Source organism: Bacillus sp. FSL K6-1366, from assembly GCF_037976695.1.
Taxonomy (GTDB): domain Bacteria; phylum Bacillota; class Bacilli; order Bacillales; family Bacillaceae; genus Bacillus; species Bacillus subtilis.
Genome location: NZ_CP150268.1, coordinates 338987 through 352362 on the forward strand (window position 1 = coordinate 338987; position 13376 = coordinate 352362).

Below are 13376 nucleotides of genomic sequence, written 5' to 3' on the forward strand. Positions count from 1 at the left end.
AAAGGTTGAGATGTTATGTCAGATCAATTTAACAGCCGTGAAGCTCGACGAAAAGCGAACAGCAAGTCGAGTCCTTCACCGAAAAAAGGCAAGAAACGAAAAAAGGGCGGATTGTTTAAAAAGACCCTTTTCACTTTACTCATTCTGTTTGTTTTAGGCGTAGTCGGCGGTGCTGTTACATTTGCCGTCATGGTTTCTGATGCGCCGTCCCTTGATGAAAGCAAATTGAAGACGCCTTATTCATCAACGATTTATGATAAAAATGGAAAAGAGATCGCCGAAGTCGGCGCCGAAAAACGGACCTACGTCTCGATAGATGAAATTCCCGATGTTGTAAAAGAAGCCTTTATCGCGACAGAAGACGCTCGTTTTTATGAGCACCACGGGATTGACCCTGTCCGTATCGGCGGTGCTTTAGTTGCCAACTTTAAAGACGGCTTCGGGGCTGAAGGCGGAAGTACGATCACCCAGCAGGTCGTCAAAAACTCCCTTCTTTCACATCAGAAAACGTTGAAACGGAAGGTGCAGGAAGTATGGCTTTCGATTCAGCTGGAGCGCAATTACTCTAAAGATGAAATTTTAGAAATGTATTTAAACCGGATTTATTTTTCTCCTAGAGCATACGGAATCGGAAAAGCGGCGGAAGAATTTTTCGGCGTTACAGATTTAAGCAAATTGACTGTCGAACAGGCTGCGACGCTTGCAGGAATGCCGCAGAGCCCAACAGCGTACAACCCGGTCAAAAACCCGGATAAAGCGGAAAAACGACGGAACATCGTACTCAGTCTGATGAAAAAGCAAGGATTTATTTCTGATTCTCAATATAACAAAGCGAAAAAAGTGGCAGTGAAAGACGAAGGCGTCGTGTCACAGAAGGAATATGAAAAAGCAAGTACAAACAAATACAGCGCATTTGTTGAAGAGGTTATGAAGGAAATTGATGAAAAATCTGATGTCGATCCATCTGCTGACGGATTAAAGATCTATACGACATTAGATACAAAAGCACAAGATAAACTAGATGAATTAATGGACGGAGACACCGTCGGATTTACTGAAGGCATGCAGGGCGGCGTTACCCTTCTCGATACGAAAACCGGAGAAGTGCGGGCGATTGGCTCCGGAAGAGATTCTACGGTTGGTGGCTATAATTACGCGACCCAAGCCCAGCGACAGCCTGGGTCTACCATTAAACCTATTCTCGACTACGGTCCAGTGATTGAAAATAAAAAATGGTCAACTTACGAGCAAATTGATGACTCAGCTTACACGTATTCAGATGGAACACCTATTCGAGACTTTGACCGTTCCTATAAAGGGGTCATGTCTATGCGTGAAGCCCTCGCCCAATCACGTAACATCCCGGCTCTAAAAGCGTTCCAAGCAGTCGGAAAAGATGCAGCAGTTGATTTTGCTAATGGACTGGGGCTCGGATTAAATAAAGAAAAAGTGTATGAATCATATTCTATCGGTGGATTCGGAGAAGGTAATCCCGGTGTCTCTACTCTAACTATGGCTGGAGCATACAGTGCATTCGGAAATAACGGAACATATAACGAACCGCATTTTGTAAAGTCTATTGAATTTAACGATGGCACAAAGCTTGATTTAACACCAAAATCAAAGTCAGCAATGAGCGATTATACTGCGTTTATGATTACAGATATGCTGAAAACAGCTGTTAAAACAGGTACTGGACAGCTTGCACAAGTTCCGGGAGTGGAAGTTGCAGGTAAAACAGGTACAACCAACTTTGATGAAGCGGATATGCAAAAATACAATATTGCACAAGGCGGTGTACCAGATTCATGGTTTGTAGGATATACACCTCAATATACCGCTGCTGTTTGGACAGGTGTAGATTCTCAAAATAAGATAGGAAAAAAATCTTTAAATAAAACAGAGCAACAGATTGCAAAGCGCATCTTCGCCCAGCTCATCGCCGATGTCGATGACGGAAGCGGATCATTTGAGAAGCCTGACAGCGTAGTGGAAGCCTCTGTAGAAAAAGGCTCAAACCCTGCAAAACTGGCAGGGCCAAATACGCCAAGCGATAAGAAGCTCACAGAGTACTTTGTTAAAGGCACAGCTCCTTCTACTGTTTCTAAAACATATGAGAAAGAAGAAAAAGAGGAAACAGCTAAACTGTCTGGTTTAAACGTGAAATACGATAAAGACAATCAATCTTTAACGTTAAGCTGGAATTATGACGGAGATGCGACCTTTGCTGTAAAGCAATCTGTTGACGGCGGCAGCTACTCGGAAATTCAAAACAGCTCTGCAAAAGAGGCAGTCATTTCGGGTGTGCAGCCAGGATCTGTGTACAAATTCGAAGTAACAGCCGTCAGTGATGATGGCAAAAGTACAGCTTCCACATCTTATGAGGTGCCAAAAGCTGAAGACGATGAAGATAAAAAAGACCAGCAACAAACGGATGATGAAAAACAAGATGATGAGAAGACTCAGGATGATACACAAACTGATGATTCTCAAAAAGATGACGGTCAGACGGATCAAGATCAGACAGATGATTCAACAAATGATCAAGACAAAAAACAAGACAACACGAACACCAATCCGTCTGACAACAGTAACCAAGACCAATCTAACAATAGTAATAACAATAACAGTAATAACAGCAACAACCAGGATATGTCGGATGGTGATTCGAACTCAGATACGAATGACTCAACAGGTACTGACACGAATAAAAATAAAACAGACACATCTAATAAAACACAAACAAACTCATCATCAATTGAAAAAACAAATTAACCAAAAAAGCCGTCACCTTTGGGGTGATGGCTTTTTTGGTACACAATAAAAAACCTCCCGTTTTATCAGGAGGTTTTATCGATTCATCGCATGATATTTATAAAAGTGCTTTTTCATTTCGGTAATCAGCTCATCAAGCTGAATAAAGCAATGGTATTGGGTCGGCTTAAGAAGAATAAATTCCACTCGTTCAGCCCAATTAATCGGCTTTGCGGGATATGATTTCTCCCTCAGTTCTTGCCAATCGAGCGATTTCACCGGCTCACCTGCTGTCCAATGTAACGAAGCCAGCAAACACACAATGCCCTTTAACATTTCGTTTTGGTCACATCTCGATTTTCGTGTTTGAAAGACTGGGAGAAGTGATGCTTTGATGTCATCCCACACTTCAAATAAAAGCGGAACGTATTTCCCGCTGTCCTCCCATGGCAAATCGCCTTGTAATTCCGTGCAGAAATCAAAATACACGGGATTGGTCTGCAAGGTTTTCTTCATATCCGAGGAACTCTTCTGGCCAAGACTGCGCAAGTATTGCTCATAGGAAGCCAACACTTCTTTTGCTTGCGTCATCGTTTCACCAGTCCTTTTTTATCCCTCTTCTGCCCTTCTCTGCACAAAGAAAGCAGCGGACACTCCGCACAGCGCGGAGATTGGGCTTTACAGTGATATCTGCCGAAGAAAATAAGCCGGTGATGCGTAACGGACCAATCTTCTTTGGGAACCTTGCGCATCAGCGTCTTTTCAACTTCCAGAACCGAGTCCTTCCACCGGCAAATGCCCAATCGTTTGCTGACTCTCTCCACATGGGTATCTACGGCTATGGCCGGCACGCCAAACGCAACGGATACCACTACGTTTGCGGTCTTTCTCCCGACCCCTGGCAGTTTGACAAGCTCATCGCGGTCTCTCGGCACTTCTCCGCCGTAATCTTCAATAATCATTTTACTCAGCTTTTGAATATTTTTCGCTTTATTACGATATAAACCGATTGATTTAATATCCTGCTGAAGCTCTTCCAGCGGAACAGCCAAATAGTCTTCCGGCCGTTTATATTTTTGGAATAATGTTTTGGTCACTCTGTTTACAAGTGCATCTGTACATTGCGCAGATAAAGCAACAGCCACCACTAATTCAAAAGGATTGGAATGAACCAGTTCACACTCCGCATGAGGAAACATGTCACCTATCTTGTCTAAACAGAATTCAATTTGTTTTAGATTTAACACGATTGTCACCTTTTCACTTTATTGTTCAAGCCAATTGTAAAAAGGAACCTGCCTTTTATACTCTTTTTGCGGTTCATTCTGCTTTGCTTGTACACGCCGGAATTTTTGGCTGTGTATTTTTGCCTGCTCCACAGTTTTAAGCCCGTTTTTCTTCCATTCAAACAAAATCCGGTCAATGTAGCGGAAACTGAGTTTTCCTGATAGTACAGCCTCTTTTAACGCGTGTTTGATCAGTTGTGCGTCATGCTGATCCTGGTCCTGCCAGATCGCCAGCGTTTCACACTCCAAAGGCGATAACGGCCTTGCGAACTCTTCCTCAAAAATGGTATAAAGGCTTTTTTGTTCCCCTTCTGCTTTTCTTTCCTGTGTTTGATTCTGTGCAAGCTGAATATACTCGTACAGTTTCCCCCATAAAGGCTGAAGAGAATATTTCTCAAATTTGATGCCGTTTTGATCCTCGCATTCTTCAATAAACAGAAAGCCTTTTTGAATAAACATCCGCAATCTGTTTGTACATTCTTCAACAGAAATTGACATACCTTCCTGCAGCTGATTCGGTGTAGGAAAATATGATCCTTTTTCTAAATGCATTTTAATTTTTAACAGCAGAATAAGTTCTGTTTCATTAAGCCCAAGCTGTTTATAATGCGTGAGCAGAAGATTGGGGATGGTTGATGTTCCCTGCTCCTGCATATCAATAAATTGCTGTTTTTTCATCGTCACACCTCTTACTGTAAAGGATTGTGATTGCCCCTTTACTGTAAAAAGTCTCCCTTGCAGGAGACTCTTTTTTGTTTCATTTGAATGTATTACGGATACAGACGGTTTAACAGTCTTGGGAACGGAATCGTTTCACGAACGTGAGGCGCTCCGCTGATCCAAGCTACTGTCCGCTCTAATCCAAGGCCGAAGCCGGAATGAGGAACTGATCCATATTTTCTAAGTTCAGCATACCATTTATATGCGTCAGAATCCAGTCCATGTTCTTTAAGACGCGATTCCAAAAGTTCCATATCGTGAATTCGTTCAGACCCGCCGATGATTTCTCCATAGCCTTCCGGCGCAATCAAGTCAGCGCAAAGCACAACGTCCTCACGGTCAGAAGCCGGCTGCATATAGAACGGTTTTAAGGACGTCGGATAGCGAGTGATGAATACCGGTTTGTCATAATGTTCAGCAATCGCTGTTTCATGAGGCGCTCCGAAATCATCTCCCCACTCGATATCGTCAAAGCCTTTTTCTTTCAGAAATTCAATCGCTTCATCATACGTAATTCTTGGGAACGGGGCTTTGATTTGCTCAAGTTTTGACGTGTCTCTTCCCAATGTGTTTAGTTCAATTTTGCAATTTTTAAGAACTGATTGCACGATGAAAGAAACGTAATTTTCCTGTACTTGGAGATTTTCTTCAAATTCTACAAACGCCATTTCCGGTTCGATCATCCAGAATTCGATTAAGTGACGCTTTGTTTTAGACTTTTCCGCTCTGAATGTCGGTCCGAAAGAGAATACTTTTCCTAAAGCCATTGCCGCAGCTTCCATGTAGAGCTGTCCGCTTTGAGACAGATATGCATCTTCATCAAAGTACTTTGTCGCAAAGAGTTCTGTTGTTCCTTCAGGTGCGCTTCCAGTCAAAATCGGCGGATCCACTTTTACGAAGCCTTCGTTATTAAAGAATTCGTAAGTCGCGCGAATGATTTCATTACGGATTTTCATGATCGCATGCTGGCGCTTTGAACGCAGCCATAAATGTCTGTGATCCATCAAAAATTCCGTTCCGTGTTCTTTTGGTGTAATTGGATAATCGGTCGCTTCGTGAATGACTTCAATATCTGTCACAGCAAGTTCATATCCAAGCGGAGAACGCTCGTCCTCTTTGACAATCCCTTTTATATAGAGCGACGTTTCCTGCGTCACTGATTTAGCTGTTTGGAAAATGCTTTCTTCCACTTCCGCTTTTACTACGACACCCTGAATAAAACCGGTACCGTCCCGAAGCTGTAAAAACGCAATTTTCCCGCTTGAACGCTTATTAGCGACCCAAGCTCCGATCGTTACTTCCTCACCTACGTGCTTGTACACTTGGTTGATTGTTGTTTTCAACATATTTCCCTCCAAAACAAGAAAGACATTCGGAAGCTCATTGCCCCGCGAACTCTTTTATCATCACTTTATTATACCCGCTCTTAACTAACCGGGTCAATGCAGATAAAAAGCGGCTTTTCTGTCAGCCGCTTTTTGATCTGTTAGCTATGTTTTTCTACAAAACGCTTGATTCTTTCAATGGCTTTTTCAAGAAGATCTAACGATGTTGCATAAGAAAGACGGACATTCTCAGGAGAGCCAAACCCGGATCCTGGAACAATCGCAACTTTTTCCTCCTCGAGAAGCGCTTTAACAAATTCATCTACATCTTTGAAACCGCAAGATTGAGCTGCCTCTTTTGCATTTGGGAACAAGTAAAAAGCACCTTCCGGCTTCACACAGCTGAACCCTGGGATTTCTATGAGCTTTGCATAGATCGTATTTAATCTATGTTCAAATGCTTCTCTCATTTCTTCCAATGGCTCAGAAGGCCCGTTATAAGCAGCAATCGCTCCGTATTGTGCGATTGATGTCGGGTTTGACGTGCTGTGGCTTGCAAGGTTCGTCATCGCTTTAATAATGTCTTCAGAGCCTGCCGCATAACCGATTCTCCAGCCTGTCATGCTGTGGGACTTCGATACGCCGTTTATAATGACCGTTTGCTCTTTCAGTCTGTCTGACAGCTGTGCAATGGAAACATGTTTCTTTCCGCCGTATGTAAGTTTTTCATAAATTTCATCTGACACAATCAAGATATCATGTTCAAGGCACACTTCACCGAGCGCAGATAGTTCTTCTTCCGTATACATGACACCAGTCGGGTTGCTTGGAGAGTTAATAACGATTGCTTTTGTTTTTTCCGTAATTGCATTTTTCAGCTGCTCAGGCGAAATTTTGAAGTGATTTTCCTCAAGCCCTTCTACATAAACAGGCTTTCCGCCAGCGAGTTTCACCTGCTCCGGGTAGCTTACCCAGTAAGGCGTTGGAATAATAACTTCATCTTCTTCATCCAAAATCACTTGGAAAAGGGTATACAGAGCATGTTTGGCACCAGTGCAGACAATAATTTGAGACGGTTTGTATTCAATATTCTGGTCGCGTTTAAATTTCTCTGCAATGCTGTTTTTCAGTTCAGCCAAACCACCGGAAGGCGTGTATTTCGTATGGCCCTCGTTCATCGAACGCACAGCGGCATCAATAATATGCTGCGGTGTATTGAAGTCAGGTTCTCCTGCTCCTAAGCCGATGACATCATGGCCTGCGGCTTTCAGTTCTTTCGCTTTCGCTGTGATTGCCAGTGTGGTTGATGGTGTTAATGCGGATACTCTTTTTGCCAGTTTCAACTTGAACTCCCCCTAATTCGTCTTAAGGCGTGATATTTTTGAGAATCTTTCCAGTTGTAAAGTCCACATAACTTAAACTGTATTGCCCTTCTTTGTCTAAGTACGTCACTTCCCAAAGCAGGACGTTTCCTTCTCTTGCCAGATGAACCTCTTTTTGCTTTGAAACCAGCCCTTCATCCTTTATGATTTTCGCCGCTTTGTCTTCAGAGATTCCCTCTTTCGCTTCTTTTGAGAGAATTTTTGCTTTTTTATCAGCAGGAACCCAGACATATAATGCAGTGCCTTTTTTATCCGTTCCCTTTACAACATAATATTTCTCTTTTCCGACAAATGTTTCGACTTGATCAACATGGGCGAGATCGGTTTCTTTTTTAGCTTCAGCAGCTGCTGCTTCGTGCCCCTCTTCCTTTTGTGCCATGGCTGATTTATAAATGCTTGCCGAGACAAGAAGTACTGCTAAAAAAATAATACCAAAAATGACGGTAAATATTAATGCTTTTTTTCTCATCTTCTCACCTACGTACGATAAATGGTAAAAACGGCTTGGTTTTTGTTTTCTTCATCCAGCGCAAGGCCGAACATCAGATTGTCTCTTTTCAGTGTACGATTCAATGTGTCCACAATTTTATACAGATCATCAGAATGCTCTACATTAATTGTTGAAAGAATTTCGATTTTACTTTCCATTTTTTCATCCTCCAGTTTGAGCAAATATTGTTAGTCATACTCCATTTCAGGACACGCCATACTAGTATCACAGAGCGGGAAATCCGCTTTTAAATAAAACACCATCCTACTCCCACACCGCAAAAGCCGCTTTATGCGGCTTTTATTCTTTTTCCCCTGCAACATAAGCTTCAAGCTCGCTGTCAGTCATTTCGGATACCGAGGTTGTCGGCAAGGCATCAAGAAACAGCCGGCCGTAACCAGCGGTTTTAATCCGTCTGTCCAATATAATAATCGTTCCCTTGTCTCCCGCAGAACGCAGCAAGCGTCCGATTCCTTGCCTGAAGGTCAGCACAGCTTCCGGTAATGACACTGTTTGAAACGGATTCTTTCCTTTTTTACGGGCAAGCTCACATTTTGCAGCATGAAGCGGGTGATCAGGGGACCGAAATGGGAGCCTCACGATCATTACTGTCGTCAGCTCATCACCAGGGAAATCAACGCCTTCCCAAAAATGATTTGTTCCGAGCAGGATCGCCTGATTGGATGTTTTAAAAGTCTTCATCAGCTTGCCGGGACTTCCGCCTGTAATCCCTTGTGCCAAGAGCTGAATGCCGGAAGCACTCATGTTATGCTTAAGCTCCTGGTGAACCTTTTTCAGCATATCATGGGATGTAAACAGCACAAGAATTTTAGGCTGTTTTTCCTTTGCCATCAGTTCGATATAACGGGCTGTATCCTGTATGAATTCAGGTTGCCCTGTATCCTGAATTGATTTCATTTCCTTTGGAATCATCACCTGCATACGCTCATCGTAAGAAAAGGGTGACTCAATTCTCATTGTCCGCGGGAAAAAGTCACTCAGTCCCAGTCGTTCAATCATAAATTGAAAAGAACCTTCGACTGTAAGGGTTGCAGATGTCAGCACCACACTATTTTTGCGCGCGAAAAACTGATCAGCCAGAAGTTCACCAGGTTCAAGAGGCTGTGCGTAAATGGCCACTGCATTTTTCGCACCCTTTGCATCTATTTCAATCCAAACCGCTTCATCGTCATCAGACCCAAAGAAGAGCTTCTGCAACGTCTGACAGTAATGCTGCAAGCCTTTCATGCTTCTTTGGTATTCATCGGCTAAAAAGACTGTTTTGCTCTTCATACCCTTCAAATGTTTTTCCATCAGGGATGACTGTGCCTCAAAAAGCTGCTGCAAATGTGTCAGCATGGAACAAAGCCTCTCCGCACCATCCGTTAAGATCGACCAGCTTTTATCCTGGCTTTCTTTGTTCACCTTAAACACTAGACGGTTTAAGTCTTCTTTAGGTTTTCTTCGTTTGACAAAAGAATGTACAGAGCTGAAGAAAGCATCACTTTCTGCTTGAACGTGCTGAAGCCACTCTTCCAATTCGAAAAATGAATCAACCGGCAGGCTGTTTCGCTGGAATAGCTGTCTCATCTTTTTTAGAAGTCCCTGCTCCTTCAGAGTGCCGATTCTGCTCAATTTCGTATGCAATTCTATGTACGTGGCTCTTTTCCCTAAATGTTCGCTTGCCGCACGTTCAAAATGGTGTGCTTCATCAATAATAAATGTGCCGCTTTCGGGAAGCCTTTTTTTCTGGCTGCCTTCATCGGTCAGCAAAAGGGAATGATTGGTGATCACCAAATCGGAGCGCATAGCAATCTGTTTGGCCCGCTCGTAAAAACCGATCACATGCTCACTGCGACTTCTTTTATAGGAGTCATCGTCATAAGCCAATCTGTCCCACAGCAATTTTCCGCCTGAAGGCAAATTCAGTTCCGCTACATCTCCTGTATTTGTCTCTGTCAGCCAAACGAGAAGCTGTGCCTTTGTCAGTACGGCATCATAATTATCATCTTCTTCATGAAGCACCTGCTCAAATTTATACAGGCATAAATAATGCGATTGCCCTTTTAAAATCGCCGCTGTTACCGGAAATGGAAACAGATCTTGGACAATCGGCAAATCCTTTGTGAGAATCTGCTGCTGTAAAAGCGTCGAATACGTGCTGATTATGACCGGCTTTTTTGATTTCTTGGCAAAAAGCGCAGCCGGAATCAGATAGCCAATCGTTTTTCCGATGCCTGGAGGAGCTTCAATCAGCGCATGCTCACGATTGGCAAACGCATCAGCCACCTCTCTCATCATCATCATTTGGCCGTCTCTTTTTTCATACCCAGGCATTAACTCTGACAGCGCTTTTTCATTTCCCGCTTCCCAGCTTTCGATCTCAAATGAGAAGTTCTCGTCCTCATTTATACGAACATCGATAGCTTCAGGTTCTCTGACAGAAAACGAAGAAAAGCGCGTATAGCCCGGTATCTCGGTATGTCTGTTTTCATTAATGAACATATCCAACAAATGCGTCAGATCACTGATGAAATGCTGCGAAAGCCTTCTTAACTGCTTTAAAGTCGGATAAGGAAGCTGCCGCAGCTTTTCAAGGATTTCCAAAAAAATAAGCCCTGTCACTTCAGCATCGCTGTCAGCCCGGTGCGGCTGATCATGCCGCAGCTGAAGCTCCTCGCTTAATTCCGTCAGCTTATACCCTTCAAATCCCGGAAAAACAATGCGTGAGAGCTCGACAGTATCAAGCACTTCACAATCTGGGAGCTGAAAGCCCGCCTTATGCAGCTCATACTTGACAAATCCAAGGTCAAAATGGATATTGTGGGCGACAAAATAAGCGCCATCAAGCAATTGGAATACTTCTTCAGCAACTGCTTCAAATGGCTGTTCATTCTCGACCATTTGATTAGAGATTCCAGTAAGCTGCTCAATAAAAGCAGGGATTGATTTATTTGGATTAATGTATTTTGAAAACCGCTCAGTAATTTGTCCATTTTCGATTACAACCGCTGCGATTTGTATAATTTTATCGCCTTTCTTCGGCGAATTCCCTGTTGTCTCTACATCTATAACAACGAACCGTTGCTTATTCATTAAAATGGACACCTCAATTCTTGCATACGACAAAAGTGTAACACGTTTTGTACGGAAATGGAGCGGCAAAACCGTTTTACTCTCAAAATCTTAAAAGAAAACCCCCGATAAAGGGGGCTTTTCTTCTACAAAATTGTACGGGCGGGTTCGTTTCCCAGCATTTGTTCAATTTTGTTTTGATCATTCAGAACAGCCACTTTCGGCTCGTGGCTTGCCGCTTCTTGATCAGACATCATTTTGTAGGAAATAATAATGACCTTATCTCCTTCCTGCACAAGGCGTGCGGCTGCACCGTTTAAGCATATGACACCGCTTCCCCGTTTACCAGGAATAATATACGTTTCAAGACGTGCTCCATTATTATTATTCACAATTTGTACTTTTTCATTAGGAAGCATTCCCACAGCATCAATGAGATCTTCATCAATTGTAATGCTTCCCACATAGTTCAGGTTTGCTTCCGTAACAGTTGCCCTGTGAAGTTTGCCGCTCATCATTGTTCGATACATATTATATTCTCTCCATTTCTCGAATATCAATAATGATATTATCTATTAGACGCGCTTTTGAAAAAGCAACTGCAACAGCGAGAATCATCTTTCCAGCAATTTCATTCACAGGCTCGAGTTCCGGATAGGAATAAAGCTCTACATAGTCTATGGTTCCGCTAGTCGTTTCAATGATTTCTTTTGCAGCTTTTATCACCGCTTCAGGATCTCTTTCACCGGCTTGGATCAGCTCCGCACTTGTTTGAAGGGCCCGATACAGCTTAGGCGCTTCTTTTCTTTCCTCAGCTGTTAAGTATACATTGCGAGAGCTTTTGGCTAAGCCGTCTTCCTCTCTGACCGTATCGACAGGAACCAATTCAATATCCATGAAGAAGTCACTGATTAACCCATCAACAACAGCTACCTGCTGCGCATCTTTTAAACCGAAATAGGCACGAGTCGGCTTGACTAGATTGAAAAGCTTCGTCAGTACGATCGCGACCCCGTCAAAATGTCCTTCTCTTGAGCGCCCGCATAACACGTCTGTGCGTCTTTCTACATGAATCGTGACATTCTTTTCACCGGGATACATATCATGAGCATCTGGCGTAAAAAGAATATCAACTCCGGCGTTTTCTGCAAGAGCTGCATCCCGCTCAATATCGCGCGGATATGCTTCAAAATCTTCATTAGGGCCGAATTGTGCAGGATTCACAAAAATACTCATAATAACGGCGTCGTTTTCTTGTCTTGCTTTGTCTGCTAAGGTTAAATGCCCCTCATGCAGAAACCCCATAGTCGGAACAAATCCGATTGACTTGCCCTCTGAATGGTATTGTTTTATGGCTTCTTTCAGCTGTGAAATATCAGTAATCTGTCTCATCTTATTTTCCCCCGTACAAGCCGTCCAGCACTGTCTGGTTCATTTGAAAGGAATGCTTTTGTTCAGGGAAAGCACGATGTCTTACATCCTGAACATATCCGCTGATTGCTGTTTCGATGGTTTCATCAATGCGCGTATATTGCTTTACAAATTTAGGTGTTCTCTCAACACCGTGACCAATAATATCATGATAAACGAGAACTTGTCCGTCTGCTTTCACACCAGCCCCGATTCCAATGACCGGTATGCTTAGCGTCTCGGCAATTTTGGCTGTGAGTTCTGCCGGCACACATTCCAGCACAAGCATCATAGCTCCTGCTTCTTCGCATTTTATACTGTCTTCTATTAATTTTTTGGCGCTTTGTTCGTCTTTGCCCTGTACTTTATAGCCGCCCAATACGCCGACTGACTGCGGTGTCAAACCTAAGTGACTGACTACTGGAATGCCTCCAAGCGTTAATGCGCGAATGGATTCAAACACGCCTTCTCCGCCCTCAAGCTTCAGTGCGTCAGCTCCGCTTTCTTGAACGATAGCCGCTGCATTTTTCAGCGTATCTTCCTTAGACAGGTGATAAGACATAAACGGCATATCTGTCACAATAAAGGTATTCGGCGCCCCCCTTTTAACGGCTTTTGTATGATGGATCATGTCCGCAACTGTCACACCGACAGTTGAATCAAGGCCGAGGACGACCATTCCGAGTGAATCACCGACTAAAATCATGTCAACTCCCGCTTGTTCAGCAAGTTTAGCTGCCGGATAATCATAAGCGGTCAGCATGACAATCGGTTCTTCAGACTCCTTCATTTTTAGAAAATCCAGTTTTGTTTTCATGTTTTCTCCTCCTCATGTTTAGAGGAGATGATCTGCCGTTTTCTTCTACAAGCCAAAAAACCTTCCGTTACAACGAGAAGGATTCTTCACTTTCTAAAGTTCGGCGAGTTTCATCCC

Annotated in this window: 12 protein-coding genes; 1 reads left to right on the forward strand and 11 read right to left on the reverse strand. The window is 43.2% G+C overall.

Features of this window, described 5'->3' with window-relative positions; translation table 11 throughout:
- Positions 1-15 precede the first annotated feature (15 nt).
- Positions 16-2775, forward strand: a complete 2760-nt coding sequence (locus MHI44_RS01740) for a PBP1A family penicillin-binding protein (RefSeq protein ID WP_212060687.1) — start codon at positions 16-18, stop codon at positions 2773-2775.
- Between the two features lie 75 nt (positions 2776-2850).
- Here the strand turns inward: MHI44_RS01740 and MHI44_RS01745 are convergent, their stop codons facing one another.
- The 11 genes from MHI44_RS01745 to panB all read right to left on the reverse strand — a co-directional run bounded on the left by MHI44_RS01745 (position 2851) and on the right by panB (position 13259).
- Positions 2851-3345: a YpoC family protein gene (locus tag MHI44_RS01745; protein WP_009967579.1), complete on the reverse strand. Its 495-nt coding sequence runs from the start codon at positions 3343-3345 to the stop codon at positions 2851-2853.
- On the reverse strand, positions 3342-4001 hold the full coding sequence (gene nth, locus MHI44_RS01750; protein WP_009967580.1) for an endonuclease III: 660 nt from the start codon (positions 3999-4001) through the stop codon (positions 3342-3344). The genes MHI44_RS01745 and nth overlap by 4 nt, the downstream gene beginning before the upstream one ends.
- Positions 4002-4019: 18 nt before the next feature.
- Positions 4020-4718, reverse strand: coding sequence for a DNA replication protein DnaD (dnaD, locus tag MHI44_RS01755; RefSeq protein WP_004398499.1), 699 nt, complete (start codon positions 4716-4718; stop codon positions 4020-4022).
- A 92-nt stretch (positions 4719-4810) separates the two neighbouring features.
- On the reverse strand, positions 4811-6103 hold the full coding sequence (asnS, locus tag MHI44_RS01760; protein ID WP_004398777.1) for an asparagine--tRNA ligase: 1293 nt from the start codon (positions 6101-6103) through the stop codon (positions 4811-4813).
- A gap of 143 nt (positions 6104-6246) precedes the next feature.
- Positions 6247-7428 (reverse strand): aspartate transaminase AspB, encoded by a 1182-nt coding sequence (gene aspB, locus MHI44_RS01765; RefSeq protein ID WP_003230667.1) that lies wholly within the window; start codon positions 7426-7428, stop codon positions 6247-6249.
- A 22-nt stretch (positions 7429-7450) separates the two neighbouring features.
- A complete protein-coding gene (tseB, locus tag MHI44_RS01770; RefSeq protein WP_003230665.1) occupies positions 7451-7936 on the reverse strand; it encodes a cell wall elongation/penicillin-binding protein regulator TseB in 486 nt (161 codons plus the stop codon).
- Between the two features lie 8 nt (positions 7937-7944).
- The gene (locus MHI44_RS01775; protein ID WP_003225588.1) at positions 7945-8115 is read right to left on the reverse strand and encodes a YpmA family protein; all 171 of its coding nucleotides are present in this window, start codon (positions 8113-8115) and stop codon (positions 7945-7947) included.
- A gap of 142 nt (positions 8116-8257) precedes the next feature.
- Positions 8258-11053 carry an ATP-dependent DNA helicase DinG gene (dinG, locus tag MHI44_RS01780; protein ID WP_015251827.1) on the reverse strand — a complete coding sequence of 932 codons (2796 nt, stop codon included), beginning with the start codon at positions 11051-11053 and terminating at the stop codon, positions 8258-8260.
- Between the two features lie 125 nt (positions 11054-11178).
- The gene (gene panD, locus MHI44_RS01785) at positions 11179-11562 is read right to left on the reverse strand and encodes an aspartate 1-decarboxylase (RefSeq protein WP_003225586.1); all 384 of its coding nucleotides are present in this window, start codon (positions 11560-11562) and stop codon (positions 11179-11181) included.
- A gap of 1 nt (position 11563) precedes the next feature.
- A complete protein-coding gene (panC, locus tag MHI44_RS01790; RefSeq protein WP_024571841.1) occupies positions 11564-12424 on the reverse strand; it encodes a pantoate--beta-alanine ligase in 861 nt (286 codons plus the stop codon).
- Position 12425: 1 nt separating this feature from the next.
- Complete coding sequence (panB, locus tag MHI44_RS01795) at positions 12426-13259, reverse strand: 3-methyl-2-oxobutanoate hydroxymethyltransferase (protein WP_003230652.1); 834 nt, start codon at positions 13257-13259, stop codon at positions 12426-12428.
- Positions 13260-13376 lie beyond the last annotated feature (117 nt).

What these genes read in the sequence shown, in the direction of transcription:
- MHI44_RS01745 (WP_009967579.1), bottom strand. Translation starts at nt 3,345, where the DNA reads ATGACGCAAGCAAAAGAAGTGTTGGCTTCCTATGAGCAATACTTGCGC.
- panD (WP_003225586.1), bottom strand. Translation starts at nt 11,562, where the DNA reads ATGTATCGAACAATGATGAGCGGCAAACTTCACAGGGCAACTGTTACG.
- MHI44_RS01740 (WP_212060687.1), top strand. Translation starts at nt 16, where the DNA reads ATGTCAGATCAATTTAACAGCCGTGAAGCTCGACGAAAAGCGAACAGC.
- dinG (WP_015251827.1), bottom strand. Translation starts at nt 11,053, where the DNA reads ATGAATAAGCAACGGTTCGTTGTTATAGATGTAGAGACAACAGGGAAT.
- panB (WP_003230652.1), bottom strand. Translation starts at nt 13,259, where the DNA reads ATGAAAACAAAACTGGATTTTCTAAAAATGAAGGAGTCTGAAGAACCG.
- dnaD (WP_004398499.1), bottom strand. Translation starts at nt 4,718, where the DNA reads ATGAAAAAACAGCAATTTATTGATATGCAGGAGCAGGGAACATCAACC.
- MHI44_RS01775 (WP_003225588.1), bottom strand. Translation starts at nt 8,115, where the DNA reads ATGGAAAGTAAAATCGAAATTCTTTCAACAATTAATGTAGAGCATTCT.
- tseB (WP_003230665.1), bottom strand. Translation starts at nt 7,936, where the DNA reads ATGAGAAAAAAAGCATTAATATTTACCGTCATTTTTGGTATTATTTTT.
- panC (WP_024571841.1), bottom strand. Translation starts at nt 12,424, where the DNA reads ATGAGACAGATTACTGATATTTCACAGCTGAAAGAAGCCATAAAACAA.